8 protein-coding genes and 3 rRNA genes are annotated in these 14,858 nt (G+C 45.6%); 1 reads left to right on the top strand and 10 read right to left on the bottom strand.

Annotation, left to right across the window (positions count from 1 at the left end):
• Positions 1-72 precede the first annotated feature (72 nt).
• The 3 genes from rrf to RCG25_RS04210 form a co-directional block, all read right to left on the bottom strand.
• Positions 73-189: ribosomal RNA gene (gene rrf / locus RCG25_RS04220) — 5S ribosomal RNA — on the bottom strand.
• A gap of 81 nt (positions 190-270) precedes the next feature.
• Positions 271-3,207, bottom strand: a 23S ribosomal RNA gene (locus RCG25_RS04215).
• A 203-nt stretch (positions 3,208-3,410) separates the two neighbouring features.
• A 16S ribosomal RNA gene (locus RCG25_RS04210) occupies positions 3,411-4,947 on the bottom strand.
• The 16S, 23S and 5S rRNA genes sit together here, the layout of an rRNA operon.
• A gap of 388 nt (positions 4,948-5,335) precedes the next feature.
• Between RCG25_RS04210 and RCG25_RS04205 the strand changes: the two genes are divergently transcribed.
• Positions 5,336-5,962, top strand: a complete 627-nt coding sequence (locus RCG25_RS04205) for a LysE family translocator (protein WP_308082437.1) — start codon at positions 5,336-5,338, stop codon at positions 5,960-5,962.
• Positions 5,963-6,013: 51 nt separating this feature from the next.
• Here RCG25_RS04205 and RCG25_RS04200 read toward each other — a convergent pair whose 3' ends face one another.
• The 7 genes from RCG25_RS04200 to RCG25_RS04170 all read right to left on the bottom strand — a co-directional run bounded on the left by RCG25_RS04200 (position 6,014) and on the right by RCG25_RS04170 (position 14,417).
• Positions 6,014-7,288 carry a UDP-glucose dehydrogenase family protein gene (locus RCG25_RS04200; RefSeq protein ID WP_308082436.1) on the bottom strand — a complete coding sequence of 425 codons (1,275 nt, stop codon included), beginning with the start codon at positions 7,286-7,288 and terminating at the stop codon, positions 6,014-6,016.
• A gap of 6 nt (positions 7,289-7,294) precedes the next feature.
• Positions 7,295-8,107 (bottom strand): UTP--glucose-1-phosphate uridylyltransferase, encoded by an 813-nt coding sequence (locus RCG25_RS04195; RefSeq protein WP_308082435.1) that lies wholly within the window; start codon positions 8,105-8,107, stop codon positions 7,295-7,297.
• Between the two features lie 216 nt (positions 8,108-8,323).
• Complete coding sequence (locus RCG25_RS04190) at positions 8,324-8,926, bottom strand: response regulator transcription factor (RefSeq protein ID WP_308082434.1); 603 nt, start codon at positions 8,924-8,926, stop codon at positions 8,324-8,326.
• A complete protein-coding gene (locus RCG25_RS04185) occupies positions 8,923-10,005 on the bottom strand; it encodes a sensor histidine kinase (protein WP_308084092.1) in 1,083 nt (360 codons plus the stop codon). Before RCG25_RS04185 ends, RCG25_RS04190 begins: the two co-directional genes overlap by 4 nt.
• A gap of 51 nt (positions 10,006-10,056) precedes the next feature.
• Positions 10,057-10,794 carry an ABC transporter permease gene (locus tag RCG25_RS04180; RefSeq protein WP_308082433.1) on the bottom strand — a complete coding sequence of 246 codons (738 nt, stop codon included), beginning with the start codon at positions 10,792-10,794 and terminating at the stop codon, positions 10,057-10,059.
• Positions 10,795-11,697, bottom strand: coding sequence for an ABC transporter ATP-binding protein (locus RCG25_RS04175; RefSeq protein WP_308082432.1), 903 nt, complete (start codon positions 11,695-11,697; stop codon positions 10,795-10,797).
• A gap of 641 nt (positions 11,698-12,338) precedes the next feature.
• The gene (locus RCG25_RS04170) at positions 12,339-14,417 is read right to left on the bottom strand and encodes a glycoside hydrolase family 3 protein (RefSeq protein ID WP_308082431.1); all 2,079 of its coding nucleotides are present in this window, start codon (positions 14,415-14,417) and stop codon (positions 12,339-12,341) included.
• Between the last annotated feature and the right edge of the window lie 441 nt (positions 14,418-14,858).

Raw genomic sequence — 14,858 nt, 5'->3', positions numbered from 1 at the left:
CATTAGATTAGACAGGGGCTCTACTTTTTTTGGACACAAAAAAGGGCAGCTAATATAGCTGTCCTTTTTCGTGCCTGGCAACGTCCTACTCTCACAGGGACTTTCGTCCCAACTACCATCGGCGCTGAGAAGCTTAACTTCCGTGTTCGGTATGGGAACGGGTGTGACCTTCTCGCCATAGCTACCAGACCTATTTTGTTAGAGAGATCATTCTCTCAAAACTAGATAATGTAGAAGAAGTGTTTGTAAACTACGAGTTCGCTTTAAAAATTGGTTAAGTCCTCGAACGATTAGTATCAGTCAGCTCCACATGTTACCACGCTTCCACCTCTGACCTATCAACCTGATCATCTTTCAGGGTTCTTACTAGCTTGACGCTATGGGAAATCTCATCTTGAGGGGGGCTTCATGCTTAGATGCTTTCAGCACTTATCCCGTCCGCACATAGCTACCCAGCGATGCCTTTGGCAAGACAACTGGTACACCAGCGGTGCGTCCATCCCGGTCCTCTCGTACTAAGGACAGCTCCTCTCAAATTTCCTGCGCCCACGACGGATAGGGACCGAACTGTCTCACGACGTTCTGAACCCAGCTCGCGTACCGCTTTAATGGGCGAACAGCCCAACCCTTGGGACCGACTACAGCCCCAGGATGCGATGAGCCGACATCGAGGTGCCAAACCTCCCCGTCGATGTGGACTCTTGGGGGAGATAAGCCTGTTATCCCCGGGGTAGCTTTTATCCGTTGAGCGATGGCCCTTCCATGCGGAACCACCGGATCACTAAGCCCGACTTTCGTCCCTGCTCGACTTGTAGGTCTCGCAGTCAAGCTCCCTTGTGCCTTTACACTCTACGAATGATTTCCAACCATTCTGAGGGAACCTTTGGGCGCCTCCGTTACTCTTTAGGAGGCGACCGCCCCAGTCAAACTGCCCACCTGACACTGTCTCCCACCCCGATAAGGGGTGCGGGTTAGAATTTCAATACAGCCAGGGTAGTATCCCACCGACGCCTCCACCGAAGCTAGCGCTCCGGCTTCTCAGGCTCCTACCTATCCTGTACAAGCTGTACCAAAATTCAATATCAGGCTACAGTAAAGCTCCACGGGGTCTTTCCGTCCTGTCGCGGGTAACCTGCATCTTCACAGGTACTATAATTTCACCGAGTCTCTCGTTGAGACAGTGCCCAGATCGTTACGCCTTTCGTGCGGGTCGGAACTTACCCGACAAGGAATTTCGCTACCTTAGGACCGTTATAGTTACGGCCGCCGTTTACTGGGGCTTCGATTCAGAGCTTCGCTTTTAAGGCTAACCCCTCCTCTTAACCTTCCAGCACCGGGCAGGCGTCAGCCCCTATACTTCGCCTTGCGGCTTCGCAGAGACCTGTGTTTTTGCTAAACAGTCGCCTGGGCCTATTCACTGCGGCTCTTCGAGGCTATTCACCTCAAAAAGCACCCCTTCTCCCGAAGTTACGGGGTCATTTTGCCGAGTTCCTTAACGAGAGTTCTCTCGCTCACCTTAGGATTCTCTCCTCGCCTACCTGTGTCGGTTTGCGGTACGGGCACCTTTTATCTCGCTAGAGGCTTTTCTTGGCAGTGTGGAATCAGGAACTTCGGTACTAAATTTCCCTCGCTATCACAGCTCAGCCTTTACGGAAAGCGGATTTTCCTACTTTCCAGCCTAACTGCTTAGACGCGCATATCCAACAGCGCGCTTACCCTATCCTCCTGCGTCCCCCATCACTCAAACGATAAAGAGGTGGTACAGGAATATCAACCTGTTATCCATCGCCTACGCCTTTCGGCCTCGGCTTAGGTCCCGACTAACCCTGAGCGGACGAGCCTTCCTCAGGAAACCTTAGGCATACGGTGGATGAGATTCTCACTCATCTTTCGCTACTCATACCGGCATTCTCACTTCTAAGCGCTCCACCAGTCCTTACGGTCTAGCTTCAACGCCCTTAGAACGCTCTCCTACCACTGACATCTAAGATGTCAATCCACAGCTTCGGTGTTACGTTTAGCCCCGGTACATTTTCGGCGCAGAGTCACTCGACCAGTGAGCTATTACGCACTCTTTAAATGGTGGCTGCTTCTAAGCCAACATCCTGGTTGTCTAAGCAACTCCACATCCTTTTCCACTTAACGTAAACTTTGGGACCTTAGCTGGTGGTCTGGGCTGTTTCCCTTTTGACTACGGATCTTATCACTCGCAGTCTGACTCCCACGGATAAGTCTTTGGCATTCGGAGTTTGTCTGAATTCGGTAACCCGATGAGGGCCCCTAGTCCAAACAGTGCTCTACCTCCAAGACTCTAACTACGTGAGGCTAGCCCTAAAGCTATTTCGGAGAGAACCAGCTATCTCCAAGTTCGATTGGAATTTCTCCGCTACCCACACCTCATCCCCGCACTTTTCAACGTGCGTGGGTTCGGGCCTCCATCCAGTGTTACCTGGACTTCACCCTGGACATGGGTAGATCACCTGGTTTCGGGTCTACGACCACATACTCAATCGCCCTATTCAGACTCGCTTTCGCTGCGGCTCCGTCTCTTCAACTTAACCTTGCATGGGATCGTAACTCGCCGGTTCATTCTACAAAAGGCACGCTATCACCCATTAACGGGCTCTAACTACTTGTAGGCACACGGTTTCAGGAACTATTTCACTCCCCTTCCGGGTGCTTTTCACCTTTCCCTCACGGTACTGGTTCACTATCGGTCACTAGGGAGTATTTAGCCTTGGGAGATGGTCCTCCCTGCTTCCGACCGGATTTCTCGTGTCCGGCCGTACTCAGGATCCACTCAGGAGGGAACGAAGTTTCGACTACAGGGTTTTTACCTTCTCTGACGGGCCTTTCCAGGCCGCTTCATCTACCCCGTTCCTTTGTAACTCCATGTTGAGTGTCCTACAACCCCAAGAGGCAAGCCTCTTGGTTTGGGCTATGTCCCGTTTCGCTCGCCGCTACTCAGGGAATCGCGTTTGCTTTCTCTTCCTCCGGGTACTTAGATGTTTCAGTTCCCCGGGTATGCCTTCAATACCCTATGTATTCAGGTAAAGATACTGTTCCATTACGAACAGTGGGTTCCCCCATTCGGAAATCTCCGGATCAAAGCTTACTTACAGCTCCCCGAAGCATATCGGTGTTAGTCCCGTCCTTCATCGGCTCCTAGTGCCAAGGCATTCACCGTGCGCCCTTTCTAACTTAACCTGAAAGGTTTGTTTCTCTTAATAAATTAAGAGAGAAAACTAAAATGGCGATTACTCGATGTATTTACTTGACTTCTTCATTACGATTATCTAGTTTTCAAAGAACGATGTTTTGAGAGAAATTGCACTCTCAAAACTAAACAAACAATAAACAATCAAACAAACGTGTTTTGTCTGGCTCATATGTCCAGCTTATATCCTTAGAAAGGAGGTGATCCAGCCGCACCTTCCGATACGGCTACCTTGTTACGACTTCACCCCAATCATCTGTCCCACCTTAGGCGGCTGGCTCCTTACGGTTACCCCACCGACTTCGGGTGTTACAAACTCTCGTGGTGTGACGGGCGGTGTGTACAAGGCCCGGGAACGTATTCACCGCGGCATGCTGATCCGCGATTACTAGCGATTCCGGCTTCATGTAGGCGAGTTGCAGCCTACAATCCGAACTGAGAATGGTTTTATGGGATTGGCTAAACCTCGCGGTCTTGCAGCCCTTTGTACCATCCATTGTAGCACGTGTGTAGCCCAGGTCATAAGGGGCATGATGATTTGACGTCATCCCCACCTTCCTCCGGTTTGTCACCGGCAGTCACCTTAGAGTGCCCAACTGAATGCTGGCAACTAAGATCAAGGGTTGCGCTCGTTGCGGGACTTAACCCAACATCTCACGACACGAGCTGACGACAACCATGCACCACCTGTCACTCTGTCCCCCGAAGGGGAACGTCCTATCTCTAGGAGTGTCAGAGGATGTCAAGACCTGGTAAGGTTCTTCGCGTTGCTTCGAATTAAACCACATGCTCCACCGCTTGTGCGGGCCCCCGTCAATTCCTTTGAGTTTCAGCCTTGCGGCCGTACTCCCCAGGCGGAGTGCTTAATGCGTTAGCTGCAGCACTAAGGGGCGGAAACCCCCTAACACTTAGCACTCATCGTTTACGGCGTGGACTACCAGGGTATCTAATCCTGTTTGCTCCCCACGCTTTCGCGCCTCAGCGTCAGTTACAGACCAGAAAGCCGCCTTCGCCACTGGTGTTCCTCCACATCTCTACGCATTTCACCGCTACACGTGGAATTCCGCTTTCCTCTTCTGCACTCAAGTCCCCAGTTTCCAATGACCCTCCACGGTTGAGCCGTGGGCTTTCACATCAGACTTAAAGGACCGCCTGCGCGCGCTTTACGCCCAATAATTCCGGACAACGCTTGCCACCTACGTATTACCGCGGCTGCTGGCACGTAGTTAGCCGTGGCTTTCTGGTTAGGTACCGTCAAGGTACCGGCAGTTACTCCGGTACTTGTTCTTCCCTAACAACAGAGCTTTACGACCCGAAGGCCTTCATCGCTCACGCGGCGTTGCTCCATCAGACTTTCGTCCATTGTGGAAGATTCCCTACTGCTGCCTCCCGTAGGAGTCTGGGCCGTGTCTCAGTCCCAGTGTGGCCGATCACCCTCTCAGGTCGGCTACGCATCGTCGCCTTGGTGAGCCGTTACCTCACCAACTAGCTAATGCGCCGCGGGCCCATCTGTAAGTGACAGCCGAAACCGTCTTTCAGCTTTTCCTCATGAGAGGAAAAGGATTATCCGGTATTAGCTCCGGTTTCCCGAAGTTATCCCAGTCTTACAGGCAGGTTGCCCACGTGTTACTCACCCGTCCGCCGCTAACCACCGAAGTGGTTCGCTCGACTTGCATGTATTAGGCACGCCGCCAGCGTTCGTCCTGAGCCAGGATCAAACTCTCCAAGAAAGTTGATTAGCTCATTTTGTTACGTTGGCTTAGTTTCATAAGAAACTAATAATTTTTTGTTTGTTGACGTTTTTGTTTGTTTAGTTTTCAAAGGACAATTTGATGAGACAACTTTCATATCTTATCATTTTTCATTCGCTGTTGTCAATAACTATTTTCTTTTTTTCTAAAAGGTTAATAGTTATCAGCGACAACTTTTATACTATACTACTTATCAATCATTCTTGTCAACAAATAATTAATCTTTTTTTGAAATTCATCTTGTTTTGCGGACAGTTCCTAAATTCTATCAGCAAAATAAATATATGTCTACTTGTTTATTTTTCCAATTATAAGTGCTTGAATATAGTATAATAATAGATAAATTGCGCAACAGAGGTGAGAGAGTGTGCTTACTTTCATATTAGTTGTTTTAGTATTATTCCTGATTCCTGGGCCTGCTGTTTTACTCACTGTCACACAAACAGCAAAAGGCGGAAGAAAAGCAGGCATCATTACTGGAGTGGGAATAGCTGTCGGAGATTTAATTCATACCGTTGCGGCTGTTTTTGGTCTGTCAGCCATTTTAATGACATCCGCTTTAGCTTTTGAGATCGTGAAATATTTAGGTGCAGCCTATTTGATTTTCTTAGGAATCAAATCGTTACTCGAGAAAACGAAAGCCCTCGAAGAAAAACCAGTAACCGATACAATAAAGACTGATCCTTCGGTGCCATTTCGTCAGGCATTGCTTATTGAGCTGCTTAATCCAAAAACAGCGCTTTTTTTCTTAGCTTTCCTGCCACAGTTCGTTCATCCTAACGGCACACCTGTAGTATATCAACTGTTAATTCTTGGACTTACATTTGTGCTGATGAGCATCTTGTATACGACTCTTTTATCCTTCCTTACTAGTTCAATCGGGAAACGATTATATTCTAATAAGAATAGTAATTTCACTCGCTGGCAGGGAAAAGTCGTTGGAGCAATTTATATTGGTTTAGGGCTGCAGCTGGTATTGCAAAGCCAGAAATAACGTGATAACACAAAAAAGAGCATTCATCTATGCTCTTTTTTTTTTTTTATATTAATGATTTGCTACCCCTAGGTAGTTGAATCCCAGGCTTTCGACCAAGCTCTTATCAATCATGTTTCTTCCATCGAAAATATATGATTGATTCATTAACGGTTTAAGACTGGCCCAATCGAGGGCTTTATAGTCGTCCCAGTCAGTACAAAGAACTACCGCATCCGCCCCCGTCACCGTTTCCGCTACTGTCGGGAACTGCCCGCTTGCTAACTTTACAATCGGATCATGTACCCTAAGATTCACTTTCTCTTCTATTAATTGTTTGATTATAACGAGACTTGGGGCTTCCCTCGTGTCATCGGTGTTAGCTTTAAACGCTAGTCCTAGAACAGCAATCGTTTTACTTTGGAGATTTCCTCCGAGAGCCTGCTTGATTTTTTCAATAAAATAATCTGTTTGTTCTTTGTTCACTTTAGCGGCGCTTTCTAATATGGACAACGGGCGCCCGTTTTGTCTCGCTATTTGGATTAATGCGCTCACATCCTTAGGAAAACAAGAACCTCCATAGCCTAATCCGGCATTAAGGAAATGAGGGCCAATCCTGTGATCCAATCCAATCGCCTTTGAAACATCATTCACATTAATCTGAAGTCTATTACACAATCTAGCTAACTCATTAATATAGGAAATCTTTAAGGCGAGAAAGGAGTTAGCTGCATACTTTATCATTTCGGAAGCCCTAGGGTTCGTTTCGACGATTGGACAGTGAAAGTCTTTATAAAGGTCTCTCATTATGCCTCGTGCTTTTTCGCTTGTTGTACCAATAACAATGCGGTCCGGGTTTAGTGCATCTAGAACAGCTGAACCTTCACGTAAAAACTCGGGATTGGAGACGACATCAAAAGGAATTTGGTCCTTTTGTGATTCACTGATCCACTTCGTGACCAGCTCTGCCGTACCAACCGGCACCGTACTCTTCGTGACAATCACCTTATAGTTGTCCATATTCTTTCCAATGGATTCCGCCACATTTTTCACAAAAGTAAGGTCTGCACTTCCATCTGCGCCTTGAGGTGTGCCGACGCAAATGAATATAACATCATTTTCTTTAACGGCCTTTTTAGTCTTTTTTGTAAAAGAAATATTTTTCGCAGCGAGATGCTTAATTAACAGGTCTTCAAGTCCCGGCTCAAAGAAGTGTAATTTACCAGATTCCAGCGCTTTAATTTTGGTTTCGTCTAAATCAAGCCCTGTTACCTGATGACCCATCTCACAAAAAATCAGACCCGTCGTCGTTCCTACATATCCTGTACCGACGATTAAGATTTTCACGATATTTTAATCCTCCTTAGGTCCACATAAATAATTAATCAGTTTCACGTACTCCGTGCTTTTAGCAATATCATAGCTTTGACCTTGTATCTCTAGAGCATAGCTTGTATAATCCTGGGACATCAATTTAATGGCGTCTGTCAGTTGAATTTCGCCCCCTACGCCCGGTGAGACGGTTTCAAGATAATGAAAGATGGAAGGGTTAAATATATACCTTCCGATTACAGCTAAATCTGACGGGGGTGCTTGCTGTGGTTTTTCGACGATGTCCTTGATGGTGTATTCTTTTTCCCTTAGTGCTTGAGGTTGAATGACTCCGTAGTTTTTTAATAGGGATGGATCCGTTTTTTTGACACCGATAACATTTCCCTTAAATTCTTTGAACATCTCAATTAACTGACTTAATGGCGGCTGCTTGTCAGAAAGAATAATCTCATCTGGTAGCAAAACAGCAAACGGTTCATCCCCTACAAAGTGTTTACCAAGCAGTATAGCCTCCCCTAAACCGCGTGCATAGGATTGCCGAACATATTGAAAATGTACATCTGGTAGGCTGATTTCTTTTAATAAATGGTTCTTTCCCTTTTCCTCTAAATAAGTTTCCAATTCTACTGACCTGTCATAGTAATCAAGAATCATATTTTTTGATCTCGACACTACTATTAGGATTTGCTCAATTCCTGATTTGATTGCCTCTTCAACTAGATAGTCAATTGCCGGTCTCCCGCATATCGGCAGCATCTCCTTGGGCAGTACCTTCGTGATCGGCAGGGTTCTTGTTCCATACCCTGCTGCAGGAATAATTGCCTTTCGTACCATTTTCTTCCCCCCCTTACGAACTAGTATTAATTTATTCTTGTACCTATTTGAAGGAAGGTTGTCCAACATAGAAAGGGCAATAAATGGGTAGTTGTCCACGACTTGAGGGGGACAGTCCCCCGGCGCTTTAACGCATCGGGGGACTGTCCCCAAAATAAAAAATCCGGCCAACTTAGAAATGGGACCGGATTACTACTCTATAAATAAAACAGTTCTCTACAACCAGCCCTTTTTTTCGGCGATGGCGGCGGCTTCGGTTCGATTTTTGGCGTCTAGTTTGTGAATGATTTCGGAGATGTAATTGCGGACAGTCCCAGAAGATAAATAGAGTTGAGATGTGATTTCTTTTGTTGTTTTACCTAAGGCTGCTAATCTTAAAATCTCTTGTTCTTTCGGAGTGAGCGGATTCTCCTCCCGAATGACCGTAAAGGCGAGCTCAGGACTGAACACACGTTTTCCAGAGATCACCTTACGAATGGCATCTGCCAGCTCGTCGATCTCTCCGTCCTTCAGCAAGTAGCCATGGACGCCGATTTTCACGGCCCGTTCGAAGTATCCCGGTCGAGCAAACGTGGTTAAGATTATAACCTTGCAGGAAGCCTCCCGGCGTGCGAGCTCCTCTGCCACCTCAAGTCCGTTCATCACAGGCATCTCAATATCCATTAAACAAACATCTGGCTCCAGTTCCAAAATCGTGGAAAGAGCATCGGCTCCATTCATCGCCTGGCCCACAACCTTCATGTCAACCTCTAAATCCAAGAGGGAGCCAAGCGCTCCCAACAACATGCGTTGGTCTTCTGCAATAAATAAGCGGATCATCCCGCTGCCCCCTCTGCTTTTTTAATAATTGGCACCGTTATTTCCAAGACGGCACCATTATGATTGGATAGAGTCAGTACACCTTCAACAAGCGCAAGTCTCTCTTCCATCCCCCGTAAACCATTCCCAAACACTCGACCAGTGCTTACACCCATCCCGTCATCACGGATGACGATGTTCATTTTCTCAGAAAGAAGCTTGATAGAAATGGAACAATGGGTGGCACGGCTATGTTTCACCACATTAGTAGCGGCCTCCCTCACACACATTCCGATTATATTTTGCGAAAATAGAGAAATGGTCGAAAAATCAACCTCACCATCGTATTGATAGGTAATTCCTGCTGCCCTTAAAATTTGCTGTACCTGAAGGAGCTCTTCCGCGATGGTGGCAGCGCGCATATCCATCACCAGCTCGCGAACCTGCTTAAGTGCCGCACGAGAGGTGACTTCCATTTCCTTTGCCTCCAGCCGTGCCCTCTCTGGGTCAACCTTGGTCAACCGTTGAACAAGCTGGCTCTTTAAGGTCAAAAGGGACAGGGTATGCCCGAGCGTATCATGAAGATCGCGGGCAATCCGCACTCGCTCCTCCCGCTTCACCAATTCCTCAATTTTTTGGTTCGCTTTGTCGAGCGCTTTTTCCAGCTCCATTCTACGATTCATCGAACGAATGCCAAATGGAGAAATCAACATGATGATAAGGAACGGAACATAATAAATCATCTCTTTGGCGTTGAAGTATGAACCTGTCTTCACTACATGAATGATAAATGGAAGCAGTTGAACGATAACTAAACTAACGAGCCCCCTTTTAAACAACCTCTTATCCTGATACCAGCCAATGAAATTCGCCGGGAAAAATCCTAAAAACATGTAGTTTAAGTGATAAAACAGACTAAAGGAAAACACGATCGCTAGTTGGACCGCCAGCCAGTACGAGAAGCTTTTTTTTGCCATTGAAAAATAAAGCTGGCGGTACGTTACTAAGAAAAGCAGCACCATTAGATAACCAATGAGCTGCTTCATTCCTGCTTCCTTTGTTAAATAGTAAATAGGAAAACCTAGATATATAAGAAACATATAAGGAAAGAATCCAAATTGTCTTGGAAAAATAGAGAATTTCACACCACATCACACCGCTTCTTGTTTTCTTCTAATATATTTCGATAGTAGCATGAATACGGCTAAGTAGGCGACCAAAATAAGAATATTTTTCCAATCAGGCAGGTTACCACGGACAATCTCCCATGCACCGTTACCGAAATTGTAGGAAGGAAGCCATTTAGCAATCGATTGCATCATTTTAGGCATGACTTCCAGCGGCATCCATAAGCCCCCAGCCACAGCAAGTACCATGTAAAGGACATTACTGATTCCGGCTGCTGTTTCTACTTTTTTCATCATGCCAATAAGTGTACCAATCGCTAGGAACGGCAGTGAGCCAAGCAAAATCCAGATGCCACTCATGATCCATTCCATGGCCGTTAATGACACACCGTTAATAAGAGCACCTGCGATAAAAATAATAATAATCGAGAGAAGGTGGATCGCGCTTTGGCCAATCATCTGGGATGCAAAGTAGACTGTGTCAGATAAAGGCGTGATACGAATGAATGTGGACCAGCCCTGCGAGCGCTCCTGTACCATACGGATACCAAGCGTCATCATGGATGAACCCATTACGCTAAATACGGTCATTGACATTAGATAGTGGGCCTGCCATTCGGCTTTGTTCGGCACATCCGAATTCACTAGGTTGGTAAAAATATAATAGAAGACAATCGGCATGATGAGCGACCAAAAGACAAAATACCGATTCCTTAAGATCCTGATGATTTCGACTTTACATTGCATTTGAAATGTTTTCATTTATATAGCCTCCTTTGATTCGCTAGTCAGCTGCTCAAACGCTTCCTCTAGCTTTCCACGTTCAATTTGGATGTCATGTGCCCCAATTTTCTCTTTAAAAATTAGTTCCAAGACCTTATCCGTATTAGATGTTTGCACGAACACCCGGTTATTCTTTCGATAGATGTCATCAATTACACTGTGCTGATACAATTTCTCCAATGACATTTCCGGGTCAACCATAAAGGAGACGGATTGCTTGGAGATTCTCGCTTTGATTTGTGCCGGTGTTCCGTCAGCGACGATGGAGCCGTCTTTAAAAAGAAGAATCCGGTCTGCCGCATCATCTGCTTCCTGTAAATAATGGGTGGAGAAAATAATTGTTTTTCCTTGTTCAGCAAGCATGCGAACGGTTTGCCAAAAGCGATTTCTCGCGGTAATATCCATGCCTACGGTGGGTTCGTCAAAGATGATGAGTTCTGGATTTCCTGCAAGGGCGAGGGCAAAGCTTAAGCGGCGCTTTTGTCCTCCTGACAATTTTTCCGCCCTGGTCTTTAAATCCTGATCGGTGAGGCCAGTCAGGTGGATGAGTTTCTCCATCGGAAGCGGCTCTGGGTAATAGCTGCTGACTAGCGCGAGGATTTCGCGTACCTTCAGTCCTGGCATGACACTAACTTCTTGAAGCATCGTGCCGATTTTTTCACGGACCCTCTTTTCATGAGGCTGGTGGTTAAAAAGGGTTACCTCTCCAGAACTTGGCTTGAGCAAGCCTAGGATCATAGAGATAGTGGTTGTTTTCCCGGCGCCATTTGGACCAAGAATCGCGACTACCTCCCCCTTGCCAATTGTAAAACTAACCTCAGTCACTGCCTTTTTATGTTGAAATGACTTTGTCACCTTCGTTAATCGTAAAATTTCGTTCAATTTCAAACACCTCCTGCTTTCTTGATTTCATTGTACGATTTAGAAGTGGGGAGTTTTAGTACGTTATGTCATCAAAACGAGATGACAAATGTCATTTAAAAAATGAAACTGCCTATTTCCTAAGCAAAAAGCCAGGCGTTTTGCCTGGCTCAAGTATCTTCCTTGAAAATTATGTGTTGATTACCACTTGAAGTACATTAAAATTACCTTTTTATATGATTTCCTTGGTTACTCGTCACTTTCGATGTTTTACTCGTCAAATTTATGATTTGCTCGTCGATTTTCTATTTTACTCGTCAAACTTCACACTTTACTCGTCAAAAACCACATTTTACTCGCCCACTACTAAAACTACACCCCCTCCTCCATAAAAAACACCAAAGTTATCAAGGACTGTAGTGAGACAGAATAATATCCTTTCTATTAAGAAAAGCGCAAGCGCCTTGGTCAGCCCCGACAGGCAAATGTTCTTCTGCAAGAAAAGTCGCTCTTTGACTTTTATTGCAGAAGGTTATTTGACCCGAGGGGCTAGGCGCTGGAGCTGGACAATTCTCAAAGTCGAATTCTATACTTTCCTATTATGTAAAAAAAGGACCTCCGAAGAGACCCTCTAATTTGGGGACTGTCCCCACCTCATAACGTTAATATTCTAATCCATGGCCATAGCCATATAATACGCTGCCATCCTGGTTGTAAATGGTCACCGGCAGCTTTCCTGTTGGCAGGTTTTCACCGAAAATGGTGTTTACTGATGCTTCAAAGCTCGCTGGCTTGAATCCATACTGGACAAGATAGGCTGCAACTGTTGGATAGGACATGATGTCATAGGGGTTTCTTGCGCTCACCGCCACAACAGGAATTCCCGTAGAAATTAGCTGGTTCGTCATTACCATTTGATCTGCTGTAGGTGCCCGGCCGCTTACTGACGAAGTATACGTCCCAGCAATGATATATTTAGCATCTTGAATTTGGGCAAGCTGCGCTGATGTCAACTTCTTTGAAGTATTAATATACGTCACATTTTCATGATGCTTTTTCACTTCGTCAGCGAGTACATTCATGTAGAAGCCCGAACCCCCGACCACCGCAATCTTATTTTCATTTGTGGCCTTTAGCGGAAGCACCCCATTATTTTTTACTAAGGTAATCGATTTTGCGGCTGCTTCCTTTTCTACTGCTTTATGTTCAGTCGAGCCGACTATTTGCATGGCATTTGCCACTTTCTCATCTAAGCTCTTTTCTTCCTCGGCCTTCACGATAACTCGATTTAGTTTCAATGTTAAAATGCGCTCCACTGATTGGTCCAATCTTTCTGGTGAAATATTGCCAGTTTTCACTGCCTCATAAATGCCGTTCGCTACCTCGGCAACTCCAACCGGCATGAGAAGTATGTCCGCACCTGCTTGAACCGCACGAATCGCTGCATCTACGGGACCGAAATGCGTTGAGATAGCTCCCATGTTCATGGCATCCGTCACAATGACTCCTTTATAACCCATTTCTTCACGCATTAATCCCGTTAATACTTTTTTGGATAAGGTGGCAGGAACTGCAATTTCTGAACCATCCGCTTTCGAAATAGCTTTTGTATCATCTATTTTGGGAAAAGTAACGTGTGCCGTCATGATGGCGTCAATACCGGCATCCATAGCCATTTGAAACGGTACTAATTCCACCTTTTTCAAACGCTCCATATCATGCGGCACTTCCGCAATGCCTAAATGCGAATCCACCGAGGTGTCCCCGTGTCCTGGAAAGTGCTTCGCAGTAGCAGACGTTCCTGTTTGGTGAAGTCCGTTGATATAGGCATTGCCTAATTTCCCGACTAACTCTGGATTTTCCCCGAATGAACGAACTCCGATGACTGGATTATCCGGATTCAAATTTACATCTAAAACAGGTCCAAAATTCATATTAATACCTAATGCATCCAGTTCTTCCCCAATCGCTTTGCCTGCTTTTTCGGCTACCTCTTCAGAACGCGAGGCTCCAATTGCCATGTTCCCTGGAAAATCGGTTCCTGTCTGGAGGCGTGTGACAATCCCACCTTCCTGATCAATTGAGATTAACATTCCGTATTTTTCTGATGCTTCCTGATAGGCACTGACTAGCTTGGTTGTTTGATCCGCTGTCACCGTATTTTCCCGAAATAAAAAGACGCCGCCAAGGTGATAATCTTTTACCAGTTGGGCAATTTCAGGCTTCATTTCCGTAACATCCACGTTATTCCATTTGCGGAAATCCGGCATCAGCATTTGCCCGACTTTTTCCTCCATCGTCATTTTTTTCAATGCCTGGCCGATAAGGTCATAGCGGGATTCCTCTTGTTTTTTCACAAGGACCTGATTCTCCTTATATTGAATGGAAATTCGATCACAATACCTTCCGTCGCTGACAGAAATAAAGGTTTTTCCCTTGTGCCCTTTTAAGGTAACCAGGCCATCTTTATTGACAGTAGCTACGTTTTTATTCGAAGATTTCCACTTTGATTTTGATGCCAACATGAAGCGTCCATCCTGATACACATGTAAAGGGTTTAATTTGATTTGTTTGTCTTTTACCTCTCTTGTTACTTGGGGTACATTTAGGTCAACCACTAAATCCTTTACCTTTGACTCCTGCGCTTCTGCGTTTCCTGCTCCAATCAGGGGAACACTAGATAAAATGAGTACAACAACGATTGCTGCAAAAAAGTACTTCTTTCTAAAAAATAGATTCATAAAACCTCTCCCTTTTTTAATTTTAGGCTGTGTTAAAGAACAGTGTTGATTTTTACACCCTGTTGATGGAGCGGAAGGCACGAAGACTCCTGTGGGAGTATGGTTCAGGGGAGACCCCGCAGGCGCTAGCGCCGAGGAGGCTCGCCGAAACACCCACGGAAAGCGAAGTGCCTGGAGCGGAAATCAACAGGCAAGTTTAACAGAGCCTATTTTTATAAAAATAGAAAGTTTGTATGGTCATTGATGTGGGTAATTGAATGTTTGAGGTTCTATGGTGGGATGAATAATTGAGGTAAATACGGTATAAGAAAATCATATATAATTCATTATTAAACGTCCATGCCGCTTTAGGCCTAATCGGAAAGTCACTACATCGAATAAATAAGTCCACAGGTCTATCCACAGTTTTATACAAAATATCCACACAAGAACTAGGTTTAT

The organism is Neobacillus sp. PS2-9, from assembly GCF_030915525.1.
Classification (GTDB): Bacteria; Bacillota; Bacilli; order Bacillales; family Cytobacillaceae; genus Neobacillus.
The sequence above is the reverse complement of the archived record's forward strand: the minus strand, read 5'-3'. Positions and strand labels throughout refer to the sequence as shown.